8 protein-coding genes are annotated in these 17,444 nt (G+C 72.1%); 1 reads left to right on the top strand and 7 read right to left on the bottom strand.

The window, feature by feature from the left end:
* Positions 1–154: 154 nt before the first annotated feature.
* The 7 genes from pyk to ACFQ87_RS21905 all read right to left on the bottom strand — a co-directional run bounded on the left by pyk (position 155) and on the right by ACFQ87_RS21905 (position 13,312).
* On the bottom strand, positions 155–1,582 hold the full coding sequence (gene pyk / locus ACFQ87_RS21935; RefSeq protein WP_380612478.1) for a pyruvate kinase: 1,428 nt from the start codon (positions 1,580–1,582) through the stop codon (positions 155–157).
* Between the two features lie 94 nt (positions 1,583–1,676).
* Positions 1,677–2,900, bottom strand: a complete 1,224-nt coding sequence (locus ACFQ87_RS21930; protein ID WP_380612477.1) for an acetate kinase — start codon at positions 2,898–2,900, stop codon at positions 1,677–1,679.
* Between the two features lie 176 nt (positions 2,901–3,076).
* Positions 3,077–5,212 carry a phosphate acetyltransferase gene (gene pta / locus ACFQ87_RS21925; RefSeq protein ID WP_380612476.1) on the bottom strand — a complete coding sequence of 712 codons (2,136 nt, stop codon included), beginning with the start codon at positions 5,210–5,212 and terminating at the stop codon, positions 3,077–3,079.
* Between the two features lie 164 nt (positions 5,213–5,376).
* On the bottom strand, positions 5,377–7,608 hold the full coding sequence (gene glgB / locus ACFQ87_RS21920) for a 1,4-alpha-glucan branching enzyme (protein WP_380612475.1): 2,232 nt from the start codon (positions 7,606–7,608) through the stop codon (positions 5,377–5,379).
* Positions 7,609–7,890: 282 nt separating this feature from the next.
* Positions 7,891–9,381, bottom strand: a complete 1,491-nt coding sequence (locus ACFQ87_RS21915; protein ID WP_380612474.1) for a maltokinase — start codon at positions 9,379–9,381, stop codon at positions 7,891–7,893.
* Between the two features lie 254 nt (positions 9,382–9,635).
* Positions 9,636–11,360 (bottom strand): maltose alpha-D-glucosyltransferase, encoded by a 1,725-nt coding sequence (gene treS, locus ACFQ87_RS21910; protein WP_380612473.1) that lies wholly within the window; start codon positions 11,358–11,360, stop codon positions 9,636–9,638.
* Complete coding sequence (locus ACFQ87_RS21905) at positions 11,357–13,312, bottom strand: alpha-1,4-glucan--maltose-1-phosphate maltosyltransferase (RefSeq protein ID WP_380612481.1); 1,956 nt, start codon at positions 13,310–13,312, stop codon at positions 11,357–11,359. The genes treS and ACFQ87_RS21905 overlap by 4 nt, the downstream gene beginning before the upstream one ends.
* A gap of 1,081 nt (positions 13,313–14,393) precedes the next feature.
* Here ACFQ87_RS21905 and glgP point away from each other — a divergent pair.
* A complete protein-coding gene (gene glgP, locus ACFQ87_RS21900; protein WP_380612472.1) occupies positions 14,394–17,129 on the top strand; it encodes an alpha-glucan family phosphorylase in 2,736 nt (911 codons plus the stop codon).
* Positions 17,130–17,444: the final 315 nt, after the last annotated feature.

Here is a 17,444-nt window from a genome sequence, read left to right as displayed (position 1 = left end):
TGGGAGACACCCGAAACCTCGGGGGGGGACACGGGAAAAAAAAAAACCCCCCCGAAGAAAAAAGGGGGGGGAGGAAAGAAGAACAAAAAAAGGTGGGGGGGGCGCCCCTCTTGGGGGGGGGCCCCCCCCCACCGGCGTTCGCACTAGCGGAGCGTCACTCGCCGTGGCTGCCCAGGCGGTGCACCTGCACCATGTTGGTGGTGCCGGGGATGCCGACCGGGACACCGGCGGTGACGATGACGGTGTCGCCCTCGCGCAGGGCGCCCATCTTCAGCAGCTCGCGGTCGACCTGCGCGACCATCGCGTCGGTGGTGGCCACCTGCTCGGTGACGTACGACTCGACGCCCCAGCTCAGCGAGAGCTGGTTGCGGGTGGCCGCGTCCGGGGTGAACGCGATCACCGGGATCGGCGAGCGGTAGCGGGACAGCCGACGCGCGGTGTCACCGGACTTGGTGAACGCGATCAGCGCCTTGCCGTTCAGGAAGTCGCCCAGCTCGCACGCGGCGCGGGCGACCGAGCCGCCCTGGGTGCGCGGCTTGCGGCCCGGGTTGAGCGGCTGGAGGCCCTGGGAGACCAGCTCCTCCTCGGCCTTCTCGCAGATCCGGCTCATGGTGCGGACGGTCTCGACCGGGTACTTGCCGACGCTGGACTCGGCGGAGAGCATCACCGCGTCGGTGCCGTCCAGGATGGCGTTCGCGACGTCGGAGACCTCGGCGCGGGTCGGGCGACTGGCGTGGATCATCGACTCCATCATCTGGGTGGCGACGATGACCGGCTTGGCGTTGCGGCGGGCCAGCGTGATCAGCTGCTTCTGGACCAGCGGGACCCGCTCCAGCGGGTACTCCACGGCCAGGTCGCCGCGGGCGACCATGATGGCGTCGAAGGCGAGGACGATCTCCTCCATGGCCTCGACGGCCTGCGGCTTCTCGATCTTGGCGATGACCGGCACCCGGATGCCGACCTCGTCCATGACCTCGTGGACGTCCTTGATGTCGTCCGCGTTGCGGACGAAGGACAGGGCGACCATGTCGACGCCCAGACGCAGCGCGAAGCGCAGGTCCTCCTTGTCCTTCTCGGACAGGGCGGGCACGTTCACGGCCGCGCCGGGCAGGTTGATGCCCTTGTTGTTCGAGAGCACGCCGCCCTCGACCACTACGGTCTTCACCCGCGGGCCGTCGACGCTGACGACCTCCAGGGCGATGACGCCGTCGTTGATCAGGATCGGGTCGCCGGGCTTCACGTCGCCGGGCAGGCCCTTGTAGGTGGTACCGCAGATGTGCTGGTCACCGGGGACGTCCTCGGTGGTGATGGTGAACTCGTCGCCGTTGTCGACGGTCACCGGACCGTTGGCGAAGGTCGCCAGACGGATCTTGGGACCCTGGAGGTCGGCCAGGACGCCGATGGCCTTGCCGGTGTCCTCCGAGACCTGGCGGACCTTTCGGTACCGCTCCTCGTGGTCCGCGTGGTTGCCGTGGCTCATGTTCAGTCGGGCGACGTTCATGCCCGCCTCGACGATGGCCTTCAGCTGTTCGTAGGAGTCCGTCGCCGGACCCAGGGTGCAGACAATTTTCGCTCGGCGCATATGGATCAGTCTATCCGTTCGTGTTATAGGTGCATTCGGCACGAATCGTGGGGAATCGCCGACGAAGGATTCCGAGGAGCGAGACGACGGTGTGTCAGTCCTCGGACTTCTCCCTCTCCCGGTGCACCAGGGCGAAGGCCTGCCGGGCGATCTCCAGCTCCTCGTCGGTGGGCACCACCGCGACCGCCACCCGGGCGTACGCGGGCGAGATGATCCGGGGCTCGCCGGAGCGCACCGAGTTCAGCTCCGGGTCCACGGCGATGCCCAGCTCGTCCAGCCCGGCGGTGGCCGCCGCGCGCACCGGCGCCGCGTTCTCCCCGACGCCCGCGGTGAACGCGATCGCGTCCACCCGGCCGAGCACCGCGTAGTAGCCGCCGATGTACTTGCGCAGTCGGTGGACGTAGCTGTCGAAGGCGAGCTTCGCGTCCGCGTCCCCCTCGTCGGCCCGGCGCATGATCTCGCGCATGTCGTTCTCGCCGCACAGGCCGCGCAGGCCGCTGCGGCGGTTGAGCAGGTCGTCGATCTCGTCGACGGACAGCCCGCCGACCCGGTGCAGGTGGAACACCACGCCGGCGTCGATGTCACCCGAACGGGTGCCCATGACCAGACCCTCCAGCGGGGTCAGGCCCATCGAGGTGTCCACGCAGCGCCCGCCGCTGACCGCCGAGGCGGAGGCGCCGTTGCCCAGGTGCAGCACGATCACGTTGACCTCGGCCGGGTCCTTGCCGAGCAGCCGGGCGGTGGCCCGCGAGACGTACTGGTGCGAGGTGCCGTGGAAGCCGTAGCGGCGCACCCGGTGCTCGTCGGCGACGGCCTTGTCGATCGCGTACCGGGCCGAGTACTCGGGCATCGACGCGTGGAAGGCGGTGTCGAAGACGGCCACCTGCGGCAGGTCGGGCCGCAGCGCGCGGGCCACCTCGATGCCGGTGATGTTGGCCGGGTTGTGCAGCGGCGCGACCGGGATCAGCCGGCGGATCTCCTTGAGCACCTCGTCGGTGATCACGGTCGGCTCGGCGAACCGCTTGCCGCCGTGCACCACCCGGTGGCCGATCGCGGCCAGCTCGGGGGAGTCCAGCCCGAGGCCGTCGGCCGCCAGCTCCTCGGCGACGGCCTTCAGCGCGGCCGAGTGGTCCGGGAAGACCTGCAGCACCTCGCGCCGCTCGCCCGCGCGCGGGGTGTGCGCCAGCCGGCCGCTGGACTCGCCGATCCGCTCGACCAGCCCGGAGGCCAGCTTGGCGCCGTCCAGCATGTCGATCAGCTGGTACTTCACCGACGAGGAGCCGGCGTTGAGAACCAGAACTCGCGTTCCTTCACTCATGCGCCCACCTCGCTGCGCTCGGCGGTCGCTTCGCGAAACACGCACCTTCTGATGGTTCGCTCGCTGCGCTCGCTCACGTGCCCACCTCGCTGCGCTCGGCGGTCGCTTCGCGAAACACGCACCTTCTGGTGGTTCGCTCGCTGCGCTCGCTCACGCGCCCACCTCGCTGCGCTCGCTCATGCGGCAGGCTCCTTGTCGTCCTGGGACTGGATGGCGGTGATCGCGACGGTGTTGACGATGTCCTGCACCAGCGCCCCGCGCGAGAGGTCGTTGACGGGCTTGCGCAGCCCCTGCAGCACCGGGCCGACCGCGACCGCGCCGGCCGAGCGCTGGACGGCCTTGTAGGTGTTGTTGCCGGTGTTGAGGTCCGGGAAGATCAGCACGGTCGCCCGCCCGGCCACCGGCGAGCCCGGCAGCTTGGTGGCGGCGACGAGCTCGTCCACCGCCGCGTCGTACTGGATCGGGCCCTCGACCAGGATGTCCGGGCGCAGCTCGCGGACCAGCTCGGTGGCCTTGCGGACCTTGTCGACGTCCGCGCCCGAGCCGGAGGTGCCGGTGGAGTAGGAGAGCATCGCGACCCGCGGCTCCACCCCGAACTGGGCGGCGGTGGCGGCGGACTGGATCGCGATGTCGGCCAGCTGCTGGGCGTCCGGGTCGGGGTTGACCGCGCAGTCGCCGTACACCAGCACCTTGTCGGCCAGGCACATGAAGAAGACTGAGGAGACGATCGAGGCGCCCGGCGAGGTCTTGATCACCTCGAAGGCGGGCCGGATGGTCGCCGCGGTGGAGTGCACCGCGCCGGAGACCATGCCGTCGGCGATGCCCTCCTGGACCATCAGGGTGCCGAAGTAGGAGACGTCGGTGACCACGTCCAGGGCCAGTTCGACGGTCATCCCCTTGTGGGCGCGCAGCCGGGCGTACAGCTCGGCGAACTGCCGGCGCAGCGGGCTGGTGGCCGGGTCGACGATCCGGAGCTGGGCGCGGTCGGTGTCCGGCTCTCCCCCGGCCTGCGGCAGGTCGATGCCCAGGCTCGCGGCCTTGCGGCGCACCGCGTCGATCTCGCCGAGCAGGGTGAGGTCGCAGATGTTGCGGCGCAGCAGGATCTCGGCCGCGCGCAGCACCCGCTCCTCGGCTCCCTCGGGCAGGACGACGTGCCGGCGGCCGGCCCGGGCGCGCTCCAGCAGCTCGTGCTCGAACATCATCGGGGTGACCCGCTCGGACCGGTCGACCTCGATCCGGTTCGTCAACTCGGCGGTGTCGACGTGCAGTTCGAACAGGCCGAGGGCGGTCTCGGCCTTCCGGGGGCTGGCCGCGGTGAGCTTGCCCTCCAGGTGGGTCAGGGTGGCGGCGGTGGGCCAGCTGCCCTCGGGGACGACCGCGACCGGGGTGCCGGGGGCGAGTCGGGCAGCCAGCGCCATGACGTTGGGGCCGGGGTGCTGGCCGAGGGTCAGCAGCACGCCGGCGATCGGCGGGGCGCCGGCCGCGTGGGCGGCCAGCGAGCCGACCACCAGGTCGGCGCGGTCCCCGGGGGTGACCACCAGGGCGCCCTCGGTCAGCGCGTCCAGGAAGGTGGGCAGCATGGCGCCGCCGAAGACGAAGCCGCGCACGTCCCGGGCCAGGCCCGCGGCGTCGCCGAGCAGCACCTCGGCCCCGGTCGCCTCGACCAGCTGGGCGACGGTCGGCGCGGCCAGCGCCGGCTCCTCCGGGATGACGTAGGCGGGGATCGGCAGCTTGTCGGTGAGGGTGCGCTGGATCCGCTGCTTGGCGCTCGGGGCGGTCCGGTTGGCGATCACGGCCAGGGTCTCGCAGCCGAGGTCGGTGTACGCCCGGTGGGCGCCCAGGACCTCGGTGATCACGGCCTCCGGGTCCTTGCCCTGGCCGCCGACCACCGGCAGCACGGCAGCGCCGAACTCGTTGGCGAGGCGGGCGTTGAAGGCCAGTTCGTCCGGGATGTTGGTGTCGGCGAAGTCGGTGCCGAGTACCAGGACGGCCTGGCAGCGCCGCTCCAGCGCGCGGAAGCGGTCGACCAGGGTGGAGACCAGCTCGTCCTGCCCCCGGGCGGCCTGCAGCGCGGCGGCCTCCTCGTAGGTGAGCCCGTACAGCTCGGAGCCGGGCAGCTCGATCCGGTAGCGGCCGCGCAGCAGCTCGACCACGTGGTCCGAGCCCGACTCGCCGGGGGCGGCCGCGTGCACCAGCGGACGGAACACCCCGACCCGGTCCACCTGGCGGGTGAGCAGTTCCATGACCCCGAGTTCGACCGCCTGTCGGCCGTCCCCCCGGTCGATGCCGGTCACGTACACGCTGCGCGCCACGTGGGTGTCTCCGTCCCGTCGTCTCGGAAGGTGGTCGTCTCGACCATACCTTCGCACCCCGAACAGCCGTCCGCGAGCAGAGGGCGCCCGGGGCGGCAAGGGTCGGAGGCTTGGCCCGGCTCGCCCCCGGGCGCCTGCGGGAGGGGCGCCCGGAGGGACGGGGGTCAGCGTGCCGGGCGGAGCCAGATGGTGGCGAGCGGGGGGAGGACCAGTTCGGCGGAGCGGGGCTGGCCGTTCCACTCGGCCGGCTCGGCCTTGACCGGGTGGGAGTTGCCGATGCCGCTGCCGCCGTAGGTCTCGGCGTCGGTGTTCAGCACCTCCTCCCAGAGCTGCTCGCGGCCGTCCAGGGCGGGCAGGCCGACCCGGTGGCCGTGCCGGACGACGGGGGAGAAGTTGCAGACGGCGACCAGCGGAGTGCCGTCGGCGGCGAAGCGGACGAAGGAGAGCAGGTTGTCCTCGGCGGCGCCGCCGTCCAGCCAGCGGAAGCCGTCCGGGGTGGTGTCGAGCTCCCAGAGGGCGGGGGTGTCCCGGTAGATCCGGTTGAGGTCGCGGACCAGGCGGCGCGCGCCCAGGTGCTCCCGGTGCGCCGGCCACTTCTCGTCGAGCACCCACCACTGCGGGCCCTGCTCGTGGTGCCATTCCGCGCCCTGGGCGAACTCCTGTCCCATGAACAGCAGTTGCTTGCCCGGGTGGGACCACATGAAGCCCAGGTAGGCGCGGTGGTTGGCGCGCTGCTGCCACCAGTCGCCGGGCATCTTGGAGACCAGGGCCTGCTTGCCGTGGACGACCTCGTCGTGCGAGATCGGCAGGATGTAGTTCTCGGAGTAGGCGTACACCATCGAGAAGGTGATCTCGTTGTGGTGGTACTTGCGGTGCACCGGCTCCTTGGACATGTAGACCAGCGAGTCGTGCATCCAGCCCATGTTCCACTTCAGTCCGAAGCCGAGGCCTCCGGCGTCGGTGGGCCGGGTGACGCCGTCCCAGGCGGTGGACTCCTCGGCGACGGTGAGTACGCCGGGGCAGCGGCGGTAGACGGTCGCGTTCATCTCCTGGAGGAACGCGGCCGCGTCCAGGTTCTCCCGGCCGCCGTACTGGTTGGGCGTCCAGTCGCCGCCCTCGCGGGAGTAGTCGAGGTAGAGCATCGAGGCGACCGCGTCCACCCGCAGGCCGTCGACGTGGAACTCCTCGCACCAGTAGACGGCGTTGGCGACCAGGAAGTTGCGCACCTCCTTGCGGCCGTAGTCGAACTCCAGCGTCCCCCAGTCCGGGTGCTCGGCGCGCAGCGGGTCGGCCGGCTCGTACAGCGGCTCGCCGTCGAAGCGGGCGAGCGCGAAGTCGTCCTTGGGGAAGTGCGCGGGCACCCAGTCGACGATCACGCCGATGCCGTGGCGGTGCAGGGTGTCCACCAGGTACCGGAAGTCGTCGGGGCCGCCGAGCCGGGCGGTGGGGGCGTAGTAGCCGGAGACCTGGTAGCCCCAGGAGCCGCCGAAGGGGTGCTCCATCACCGGCATGAACTCCACGTGGGTGAAGTTCAACTCCTTGATGTAGCGCGGCAGTTCCTCGGCGATCTCGCGGTAGGTGGTGAGCTCGGGCCGCCAGGAGGCCAGGTGCAGCTCGTACACCGACATCGGCGCGCGGTGGTGCGCGGCGCGGGCCCGGCGGGCCATCCACTCGCCGTCCTGCCACGCGTACGCGGAGGAGGTGACCACCGAGGCGGTGCCGGGCGGGCACTGGGCGGCCCGGGCCAGCGGGTCGGCCTTGTCGAGCACCCAGCCCTGCCGGGTGTGGATCTCGTACTTGTACGTGGTGCCCTCGGCGAGGCCGGGGACGAACAGCTCCCAGATCCCGGAGGAGCCGAGCGAGCGCATGGGGTGGCCGGTGCCGTCCCAGTGGTTGAAGTCGCCGATCAGCCGGACCCCGGCGGCGTTCGGCGCCCAGACCGCGAAGGCGGTGCCGGGGACGCCGCCGACGGTGCGCACGTGCGAGCCGAGCGCCTGCCACAGCTGCTCGTGCCGGCCCTCGGAGATCAGGTGCAGGTCGAGCTCGCCGAGGGTGGGCGGGGTGCGGTAGCCGTCGTGCTGGCGCAGCGGCTCGCCGCCGGGGTAGGTCACCAGCAGGGTGTAGTCCGGGAGTTCGCCGCCCACCAGTAGGCCGGTGAACAACCCGCCCTGCTGGTGGGTGAGTTCGGCCGGGCCCTGGGCGGTCTCCACCACCACGCGCTCGGCGAACGGGCGCAGCACCCGGATCGCCGTCCCGCCGTGCACCGGGTGCGCGCCGAGCAGCGCGTGCGGGTCGTGGTGCTGCCCGCCCACCAGCCGCTCCACCTCGGCCGGCGGCAGCGGTGCCTCGGGGAGGCGCAGGGCGCCCGTCGGAAGGTCCGTCGGAGGATCCGTCACGAGGGGGGCCTCGGGTGGTGTGACCCGCCCGCTCGCCTCCGGGCGCTCTGACCCGGTGCCGACGTTCCTCGCTCCGGCACTCCCTCCTTCGTCGGTCGCTTGTCGCTCCTCGCTTTCGGCACCGGCGCGCCCTTCGGCTCGGGGCGTGTCGGGGGCCCCGGCCGAGAAGGTGGCCGGAACGGGGCGGGTGGGGCGGCCGGTCGGGTCGAGCGGCGTCACGGCGTGGTCCTCCTGCGGCGGGGGGTGGGCGAACTCGTGGCGGGCGGGACGGGGAGGGCGGGGTCAGACGGAGAGGGCGAGCCGGTTGATCGCGGCCAGGGGGATCGGCAGCCAGCTGGGCCGGTGCCGGGCTTCGTACACCACCTCGTACACCGCCTTGTCGATCTCCAGCGCCCGCATCAGCTCCGGCGAGGCCGCCGGGTCGGCGCCGCCCCCGGCGGTGTAGCCGGCGCAGAAGGCGGTGCGGTTGCGCTGGGCCCAGGCGGCGGCGAGGTGGGCCAGCTCCGGGTCGACCGGGCCGCCGGCCAGCAGGTGGGCGGCCGCGTAGTCGAAGGAGCGCAGCATCGCGGCGACGTCGCGCAGGGCCGGCTGCGGCTCGCGGCGCTCGTTGACGGACTTGGCCGGCTCGCCCTCGAAGTCCAGCAGCACCCAGCCGTGCGGGGTGCGCATGGCCTGCCCGAGGTGCAGGTCGCCGTGGATGCGCTGGACCGGCAGGCCGTCCGGGTGGGCGTCGGCGAGCTGCTGGAAGGCGGTGCGCAGGGTGGCCCGGAAGCGCAGCAGTCCGGGGACGGCGGCGACGGCGCTGTCCAGCCGGTCGGCCATCGCGGTGGCGAGCCGTCCGGTCTGGGTGCGGTCGAGCCGGGCGACCGGCATCGAGCGGGCCAGTACCCGGTGCACCTCGGCGGTGGCCCGGCCGAGCCGGTGGGCCTCGATGGCGAAGTTGCCGGGGGAGCGGTCGCCCTTGAGCCGGCCGACCTGGTCGAGGGCGAGTTCCCAGCCGTCCTCGGCGTCCGGCAGGTAGCGCTGCAGCAGCCCGAGGGTGGCGGGCTCGGCGCGTTCCATCCGGCTCTCGAACCAGGCGGCGACCCGGGGGATGCGGGTGGAGCCGGCCCGGGAGAGCGCGAGCGAGAGCTCCAGGTCGGGGTTGGTGCCGGGGTGGATGCGGCGGAACAGCTTGAGGATGTAGGAGGTGCCGTAGATGACCGAGCTGTTGGACTGCTCGGCGGTGGAGGCGCGGCCGGGGATGTCGGCGGGCAGTCCGGAGCCGGGGGTGCGGCGGAAGGACAGCGAGCCGAAGCGGTCGCCGGTGGCCAGGTGTTCCAGCAGGCGGCCGGTGAGCTCGGGGTCGTGCACCGCGTCGTAGAGGGTGGCGCCGTCGTAGGGGCCCTGGCTGAGCCGGCCGAGCACCGCGCTGGGCTCGATGCCCGTGGGGCCCTGCGAGCGGATGCCGAGCAGGAGTTGGTAGATGTCGCCGTGCGGGGCGCCGGCCGTGGTGGCGTGTTCGACCCGTAGCAGCAGGTGCAGCAGGGCCGGGTCGCCGACCTGGAGCGGGGTTCCGACCACCGGGGTGAGCCCGGTGATGGGCCGTCCCTTCCCGGCGTACCAGCGCTGGGTGGGGAGCCACTCGGCGATCAGCGGCAGGGCCGCCTGGACGAGCTCGCTGACCCCCAGGGCGGTTCTCCGGGGCCCGGTGCCCCGCACGCCCGCCGGCGCGGCGGAACCGGCCGGGGCGTCGTGCTGCACATGGGCTTGAGAACGGGAGGTTTCGGACATGACTCCCTTTCCCCGGAAGCACGCGGACTGCCCGACGGGTCGTGGCCGGGTCCGTCAGTCTTCCGGATTTCGGCGGCGCGGCGGTCGCGGCACGCGAGCACGGCTCGGGTGTCACGCCTTCGTGTGGGTGGCCGTTGGGCTGTTCTCCGTACGCGGTGGTGCAGAGAACTCCGGGGGCGCGGGGGTTCAACTCGCGCCCCCGGAGGGTCAGGTGGTGCTGTGCGGACCGGGGTGCCGTGGAGCGCGGCGGATCGTTACTTCGGCCGCCTGGTCCCGCTCAGGCGCGGGGGCTGCCGGAGCTGGAACCAGTAGAAGCCGTGCCCGGCCAGCGTGAGCAGGTAGGGCCACTCACCGATCGACGGGAAGCGCACCCCGCCGATCAGCTCGACCGGGTACCGCCCGCCGTACTGCCGCAGGTCCAGCTCGGTCGGCTGCGCGAACCGCGAGAAGTTGTTCACGCACATGACCAGGTCCCCCTCGTACTCGCGCACGAAGGCCAGCACGGCGGGGTTGCTGGACGGCAGTTCGGTGTAGGTGCCGAGGCCGAACGCCGGATTGAGCTTGCGGATCTCGATCATGCGACGCGTCCAGTGCAGCAGCGAACTCGAACTGCTCTGCTGTGCCTCGACGTTGGTCACCTGGTAGCCGTACACCGGGTCCATGATGGGCGGCAGACTGAGCCTGCCCGGGTCGGCCGAGGAGAAACCCGCGTTGCGGTCCGGGGTCCACTGCATCGGCGTGCGCACGCCATCCCGGTCGCCCAGCCAGATGTTGTCGCCCATGCCGATCTCGTCCCCGTAGTAGAGCACCGGCGAGCCGGGCAGGGAGAGCAGCAGGGCGGTGAACAGCTCGATCTGGTTGCGGTCGTTCTCCAGCAGCGGGGCGAGCCGGCGCCGGATGCCCACGTTGGCGCGCATCCGGGGGTCCTTGGCGTACTCCGCGTACATGTAGTCGCGCTCCTCGTCGGTGACCATCTCCAGGGTCAGCTCGTCGTGGTTGCGCAGGAAGATGCCCCACTGGCAGCCGGCGGGGATCTGCGGGGTCTTGGCGAGGATCTCGGACACCGGGTAGCGGGACTCCCGGCGCACCGCCATGAAGATCCGCGGCATCACCGGGAAGTGGAACGCCATGTGGCACTCGTCGCCGCCCCCGGTGAAGTCGCCGAAGTAGTCGACCACGTCCTCCGGCCACTGGTTGGCCTCGGCGAGCAGCACGGTGTCCGGGTAGTCGGCGTCGATCTCCTTGCGGACCCGCCTGAGGAACTCGTGGGTCTCCGGCAGGTTCTCGCAGTTGGTGCCCTCGCGGGCGAACAGGTACGGCACCGCGTCCAGCCGGAAGCCGTCGATGCCGAGGTCCAGCCAGAACCGCAGCCCGGCGACCATCTCGTCCTGGACCCGGGGGTTGTCGTAGTTGAGGTCCGGCTGGTGCGAGAAGAACCGGTGCCAGTAGTACTGCTTGCGGACCGGGTCGTAGGTCCAGTTGGAGGTCTCGGTGTCGACGAAGATGATCCGGGCGTCCGGGTACTGCTTGTCGTCGTCGGCCCACATGTAGAAGTCGCCGTACGGCCCGTCCGGGTCCGCGCGGGAGGCCTGGAACCACGGATGCTGGTCGCTGGTGTGGTTCATGACGAAGTCGATGATCACGCGCATGCCGCGGGCGTGCGCGGCGTCGACGAACTCCATGAAGTCGGCGACGTCGCCGAACTCCGGCAGCACCGACTTGTAGTCGGCCACGTCGTACCCGCCGTCGCGCAGCGGCGAGGCGAAGAACGGCGGGAGCCAGAGGCAGTCGATGCCGAGCCACTGGAGGTAGTCGAGCCTGGCGGTGAGCCCCTTGAGGTCCCCGACCCCGTCGCCGTTGCTGTCCTGGAAGGACCGCACCAGCACCTCGTAGAAGACCGCACGCTTGAACCACTCCGGGTCCAGGTTCTTCTTCGAGGTCTCGGGGAAGGTGTCGGGGACGGGCTCGTTCACTGTCACGCTGGGTTCCTCCGAACCGTGAGGAGGTGAGCCGGCTCGGCTGAGGGATCGAGCCGGACGTAGTTGTGCCGGCCCCAGGTGTAGACGGCGCCGGTGAGCTCGTCGTGCACCGCGAACGGGCCGTCGCCGTCGAGCGTGACGGTGGCCTCCTGGACGTGGTGCGGGTCGAGGTTGACCACCGTGATCACGTGGTCGGTCAGGCCCTCGGGGGTGGTCGCGGTCTTGGAGTAGGCGAGCACCTGTTCGTTGTCGGTGTGGTGGAAGCGCAGGTCGCGCAGCTGCTGCAGGGCGGGGTGGCGCCGGCGCAGCCGGTTCAGCACGGTGAGCAGCGGGGCGAGGGTGTCGGTGCGGTTCCAGTCGCGCGGGCGCAGCTCGTACTTCTCCGAGTGCAGGTACTCCTCGGAGCCCGGGTGGGCCGGCTCGTTCTCGTACAGCTCGTAGCCGGCGTAGACGCCGTAGCTGGGGGAGAGGGTGGCGGCGAGCACCGCGCGGATCGCGAAGGCGGCGCGGCCGCCGTGCTGGAGGAAGGCGTGCAGGATGTCCGGGGTGTTGGCGAAGAAGTTGGGGCGCATGTACGCCGCCGTTTCACCGGTGAGTTCGGTGAGGTACTCGGTGAGTTCGGTTTTGGTGTTGCGCCAGGTGAAGTACGTGTACGACTGGTGGAAGCCGATCTTCGCGAGGGTGTGCATCATCGCCGGGCGGGTGAATGCCTCTGCCAGGAACACGACATCCGGGTCGGTGCGGGCGATGTCGCCGAGCACCGTCTCCCAGAACACCACCGGCTTGGTGTGGGGGTTGTCGACCCGGAAGATCCGGACGCCGTGGGACATCCAGAACCGGAGGGTTCGGATGGTTTCCTTGACGATTCCATCCATGTCCTGATCGAAGTTGATCGGATAGATGTCCTGATACTTCTTCGGTGGGTTCTCGGCGTACGCGATGGTGCCGTCCGCGCGGTGGCTGAACCATTCCGGATGCTTGTTCACCCACGGGTGGTCCGGGGAGCACTGGAGGGCGAAGTCCAGCGCCACCTCCAGGCGCAGGGCCCGGGCCTCGGCGACGAAGTGGTCGAAGTCCTCGATCGTGCCGAGGTCCGGGTGGACCGCGTCGTGGCCGCCCTCGGGCGAGCCGATCGCCCAGGGTGAGCCGACGTCGTGCGGACCGGCCGTCAGGGTGTTGTCCGGGCCCTTGCGGAAGGCTCGTCCGATCGGGTGCACCGGCGGCAGGTAGACCACGTCGAAGTCCATCGCGGCCACCGCCGGCAGCCGCTCGGCGGCGCTGCGCAGGGTGCCCGAGAGCGGCGGCTCGACCCCGTTCGGGTCCACCACCGCGCCCTCCGAACGGGGGAAGAACTCGTACCAGGAGCCGAACAGCGCGCGCTCGCGGTCCACCTGGAGCGGCAGCGGACGGGAGGCGGTGAGCAGCTCGCGCAGCGGGTAGCGGGCCAGCAGCTCCAGCACCTCGGGGGCGAGCGCGGCGGCCAGCCGGGACAGCGGCGGCAGCCCCGGGTCGCGCAGCGCGTCGGCGGCGGCCAGCACGTGCGCCCGGCCCTCCTTCTTCGGCACCCCGGCGGCGGCCTGCTCCAGCAGCCGGGCGCCCTCCTCCAGCACCAGCGCGGTGTCGATCCCGGCCGGCAGCTTGATCGAGGCGGCCTTGCGCCAGGTGGCGATCGGGTCGCTCCACGCCTCCACCAGGTACGACCAGCGGCCGGGCGCGGTCGGGGTGACGTACGCGCCCCAGCGGTCGGTGCCCTCGGCGAGCTCGCGCATCGGCGTCCACGGGCCGCTGCGGCCGCGCGGGTCGCGCAGCACCACGTTGGCGTTGACGGCGTCGTGGCCCTCGCGGAAGACGGTCGCGGTGACCGCGAAGGTCTCGCCGACGACGGCCTTGGCCGGGCGGCGGCCGGCGTCGACGGTGGGGCTGACGTCCAGGACGGGGATGCGGCCGATCACGGTGTCGCTCTCTGTCGTCTTGCGGGCGGAGGGCTTGGTGGCGGTCTTGGTCGTGCTCTTGGTGGGGCTCTTGGCCGCGCCCTTCGCGCCGCTCCTGCGGGCAGGGGCGGTCGCGGCGGCAGCGGTCGGGGCGCCGGCCCCGGGGTCGGCGGCCGGACGGGTGGTGGCCGTCGCGGCGGCGGTGGTGCGGCGCGTGGTGGTGGTGCGCCTGCGCGGTGCCGCGGTCCGGCCCTCCTCGACCCCGGGTTGTCGGGTCGCTGCGGAGGGCTGTGCTGTGGAGGCCGGGGATTCGGAGGATTCGGTCCGGTCCGCCCCGGACACCCTGGGCGACGGCATCGCCGGGTCTGTCCGAGTGTCAGAATCCATCCGCGCGGCGGATTCCGCGACCGCTGCGTCGAGGGTTTCGGCCACCGGTGTGGACTGGTCCCGCGTGTCGCCGTGCATGCCAAACTCCTGCCCGAGATCGGCGGCAGCTCCCGCGGGCCGAGGGGTCGGGCCAGGGGAGTGCCGGGAGGACTGCTGGGTGGGGAGGACGTGCGACCGGAGCCTGCCCGCGCCGCTGTCCCCGGCAACCTGCCCGGCGCCCGCCGTGGCGGTGGCTGGACGCCCCGGAGCCCGCGCGTGTCCCGGCGCACGCCTCCGGGGGGCACGCCCCTGGCGGCTCGGTCGACCCGTGAACGAGCGGACCGGTGTCGAGGACACGCGTCGGTGCGCGGGGCGCGCCGAACGGGCTAAGGGAGAAGGGGAACGATCAACGCGAAAAGGATTCGGACGTGCTGCTTCACGGCGACGGGAGGCGCCCCCGCAGCATCCACGACCTTCGGTCATCCTCGCATCGGGGACAAGGTTTTCGCAGCGGTACGACAGTAGTTTCGGGCTTGTCCGGAGTAGATGAGCAGCCGGAAATGGATCTGTTCCGCAGAGTTCATGCATTGGTAGCGCGACGCCCCGGAATGTGCGCCTCGCGCGCCCCCCGTGCAGACCAATGCGCCGAATGCGATCTCATCAATAGGCCGAACGGATGCCCAATAGCCCACTTGAGCCACTGTCATGGCGACCTCGAAGGCTACGCTTCACGCCTGTGAAGGCAATCCGCAGATTCACCGTCCGCACCGTCCTGCCCGAACAACTCCAGCCGTTGCACGAGCTGGCCCTCAACCTGCGCTGGTCCTGGCACCCCGAGACCAGGGACCTCTTCCGGTCCGTGGACCCGGAGGTCTGGGCCGCGACCGGCGAGGACCCGGTGCGGCTGCTCGGGGAGGTCCCGGCCGTCCGGCTCGCCGCGCTCGCCGCCGACCGGCGGTTCCTGCGCAGACTCGGCGACCTCGCCGACGACCTGCGCGAGTACCTCACCGGGCCGCGCTGGTACCAGACCCAGCTGGAGGCCGGGGCCACTCCGCCACCCGCCGCGATCGCCTACTTCTCGCCCGAGTACGGCATCGCCGCCACACTGCCCCAGTACTCCGGCGGCCTCGGCATCCTGGCCGGCGACCACCTCAAGGCGGCCAGCGACCTCGGCGTGCCGATCATCGGCGTCGGGCTGTTCTACCGGCACGGCTACTTCCGCCAGTCGCTCAACCGGGACGGCTGGCAGCAGGAGCGCTACCCGCTGCTGGACCCGGACGAGCTCGCCGTCAGCCTGCTCCGCGAGCCCGACGGCACCCCCTGCCGGGTCGACCTCGCCCTGCCCGGCGGCCGCACCCTGGCCGCCCACATCTGGAAGGCCCAGGTCGGGCGGGTCCCGCTGCTGCTGCTCGACTCCGACATCGAGACCAACTCACCCGCCGAACGGGACGTCACCGACCGGCTCTACGGCGGCGGCAGCGAGCACCGGCTGCTCCAGGAGATGCTGCTCGGCATCGGCGGTGTCCGGGCCGTACGCGCCTACTGCCGGCTCACCGGGCACCCCGCCCCCGAGGTCTTCCACACCAACGAGGGCCACGCCGGCTTCCTCGGCGTCGAACGGATCCGCGAACTGGTCGCCGCCGGCCCAGCCGGAACCGACACCGCGGGCCTGGACTTCGCCGCCGCCCTGGAGTCCGTCCGGGCCGGCACCCTGTTCACCACCCACACCCCCGTCCCGGCCGGCATCGACCGCTTCGACCGCGAGCTGGTCGCCCGCCACTTCGGCGGCGACGTCGCGCTGCCCGGCGTCCCGGTCGAGTCGGTGCTCGGGCTCGGCGCCGAGACCTGGCACGGCGGGGACCCGAAGCTGTTCAACATGGCCGCCATGGGCCTGCGGCTCGCCCAGCGCGCCAACGGGGTCTCCACCCTGCACGGCGAGGTCAGCCGCTCGATGTTCAACGGCCTCTGGCCCGGCTTCGACCCCGCCGAGGTGCCGATCACCTCGGTCACCAACGGCGTCCACGCCGCCACCTGGATCGACCCGGCCGTGGTCCGCCTCGGCACCGCCGAGATCGGCGTCGACCGCGCCGAGGAGGCGATGACCACCGGCGAGACCCAGCGTTGGACCGGCCTGGAGCGGATCGGCAACACCGAGATCTGGGACCTGCGCCGCAGCCTGCGGGCCCAGCTGGTGGACGAGGCCCGCCGCCGGCTGCGCGCCTCCTGGCGCCAGCGCGGGGCCGGCGAGGCCGAACTCGGCTGGGTCTCCTCGGTGCTCGACCCCGACGTGCTCACCATCGGCTTCGCCCGCCGGGTGCCCTCGTACAAGCGGCTCACCCTGATGCTGCGCGACCCGGACCGGCTGCGCGGCCTGCTGCTGCACCCCACCCGGCCGGTGCAGATCGTGGTGGCCGGCAAGGCCCACCCGGCCGACGACGGCGGCAAGCGGCTGATCCAGCAGATGGTCGCCTTCGCCGACGACCCGACGGTGCGGCACCGGATCGTCTTCCTGCCGGACTACGACATGGCGATGGCCCGGCACCTCTACCCGGGCTGCGACGTCTGGCTGAACAACCCGCTGCGCCCGCTGGAGGCCTGCGGCACCTCCGGGATGAAGGCCGCGCTCAACGGCTGCCTCAACCTGTCCGTCCTGGACGGCTGGTGGGACGAGTGGTACGACGGCCAGAACGGCTGGGCGATCCCCACCGCCGACGAGGCCGCCGGCGTGCTCGACCCGGAGAGCAGCGAGGCCGAGCGGCGCGACGACATCGAGGCCGCCGCGCTGTACGACCTGATCGAGGAGCAGGTCGCCGCCCGGTTCTACGACCGGGGCACGGACGGGCTGCCGCACCGCTGGATCGCCATGGTCCGGCACACCCTGGTCACCCTCGGGCCCAAGGTGCTGGCCGGGCGGATGGTGCGCGAGTACGTCGAGCGGCTGTACGCCCCGGCGGCGCTGGCCGAGCGGGAGCTGAGGGTGGAGCTCCCGCCCGAAGGGAGCGTCGGCGCCGGGTCCGAGCGCCCGGAGGCGAGCGGGCGGTTCACCGCCGCCCGTGAGCTGGCGCTGTGGAAGGCGAAGGTCCGGGACGGCTGGCCGGTCGTGCGGGTCGAGCACGTCGAGGCCGACTGCCCGGCCGAGGCCCAGGAGCTGGGCAGCTCGCTGGCGCTGCGGGTGCAGGTCGCGCTCGGGTCGCTGGAACCGGGCGACGTCGAGGTGCAGGTGGTCTCCGGCCGGGTGGACGAGACCGACGGCATCTCGGACGCCTCGGTGCTCGCCCTCAAGCCGGTCGGCGGTCCGGACCTGGACGGCCGCACCCGCTACGAGGGCTCGCTGGAGCTCGGCCGCACCGGTCCGTTCGGTTACACCGTCCGGGTGCTGCCCGCCCACCCCCGGCTGGCCTCCCCGGCCGAGCTGGGGCTGGTCGCCCTCCCGGCGGAGTCGGCGGGGATGGACGCGGGGCTGCTGCGCTGACACCCGCGGGCGCCGACACCGCCCGCTGCGGCTGCCGTCCGGTGTGCTACGGACGGCAGCCGTCCGCTTGCCCGGGGTGTCGGGCGGCGAACTCCTGGTGGTCGTGCGCTTCCCCTCGCCGGGCGCGGTGGAGTCGGCGGACCCGCCGGTCACCCTGACCTACACCGTCCCTCGCCGGACCGGCACACCGACTTCGCGGTGACGGTGGACTGACGTGCCCGCAGGGGCCGAGCGGCCCGGGGGGGGGGGGGGGGGGGAGTCCCAGGGGGGCAAAACGGGGGGCCGCCTGACAAGGACGTGCCTAGAAGGAACGGT

The sequence above is a fragment of the Kitasatospora sp. NPDC056531 genome (assembly GCF_042794375.1).
GTDB lineage: Bacteria > Actinomycetota > Actinomycetes > Streptomycetales > Streptomycetaceae > Kitasatospora.
The sequence above is the reverse complement of the archived record's forward strand: the minus strand, read 5'-3'. Positions and strand labels throughout refer to the sequence as shown.

Excerpts from the sequence above, each read along its gene's own strand:
- pyk (WP_380612478.1), bottom strand. The coding sequence starts at position 1,582 with ATGCGCCGAGCGAAAATTGTCTGCACCCTGGGTCCGGCGACGGACTCC.
- ACFQ87_RS21930 (WP_380612477.1), bottom strand. The coding sequence starts at position 2,900 with ATGAGTGAAGGAACGCGAGTTCTGGTTCTCAACGCCGGCTCCTCGTCG.
- ACFQ87_RS21915 (WP_380612474.1), bottom strand. The coding sequence starts at position 9,381 with ATGTCCGAAACCTCCCGTTCTCAAGCCCATGTGCAGCACGACGCCCCG.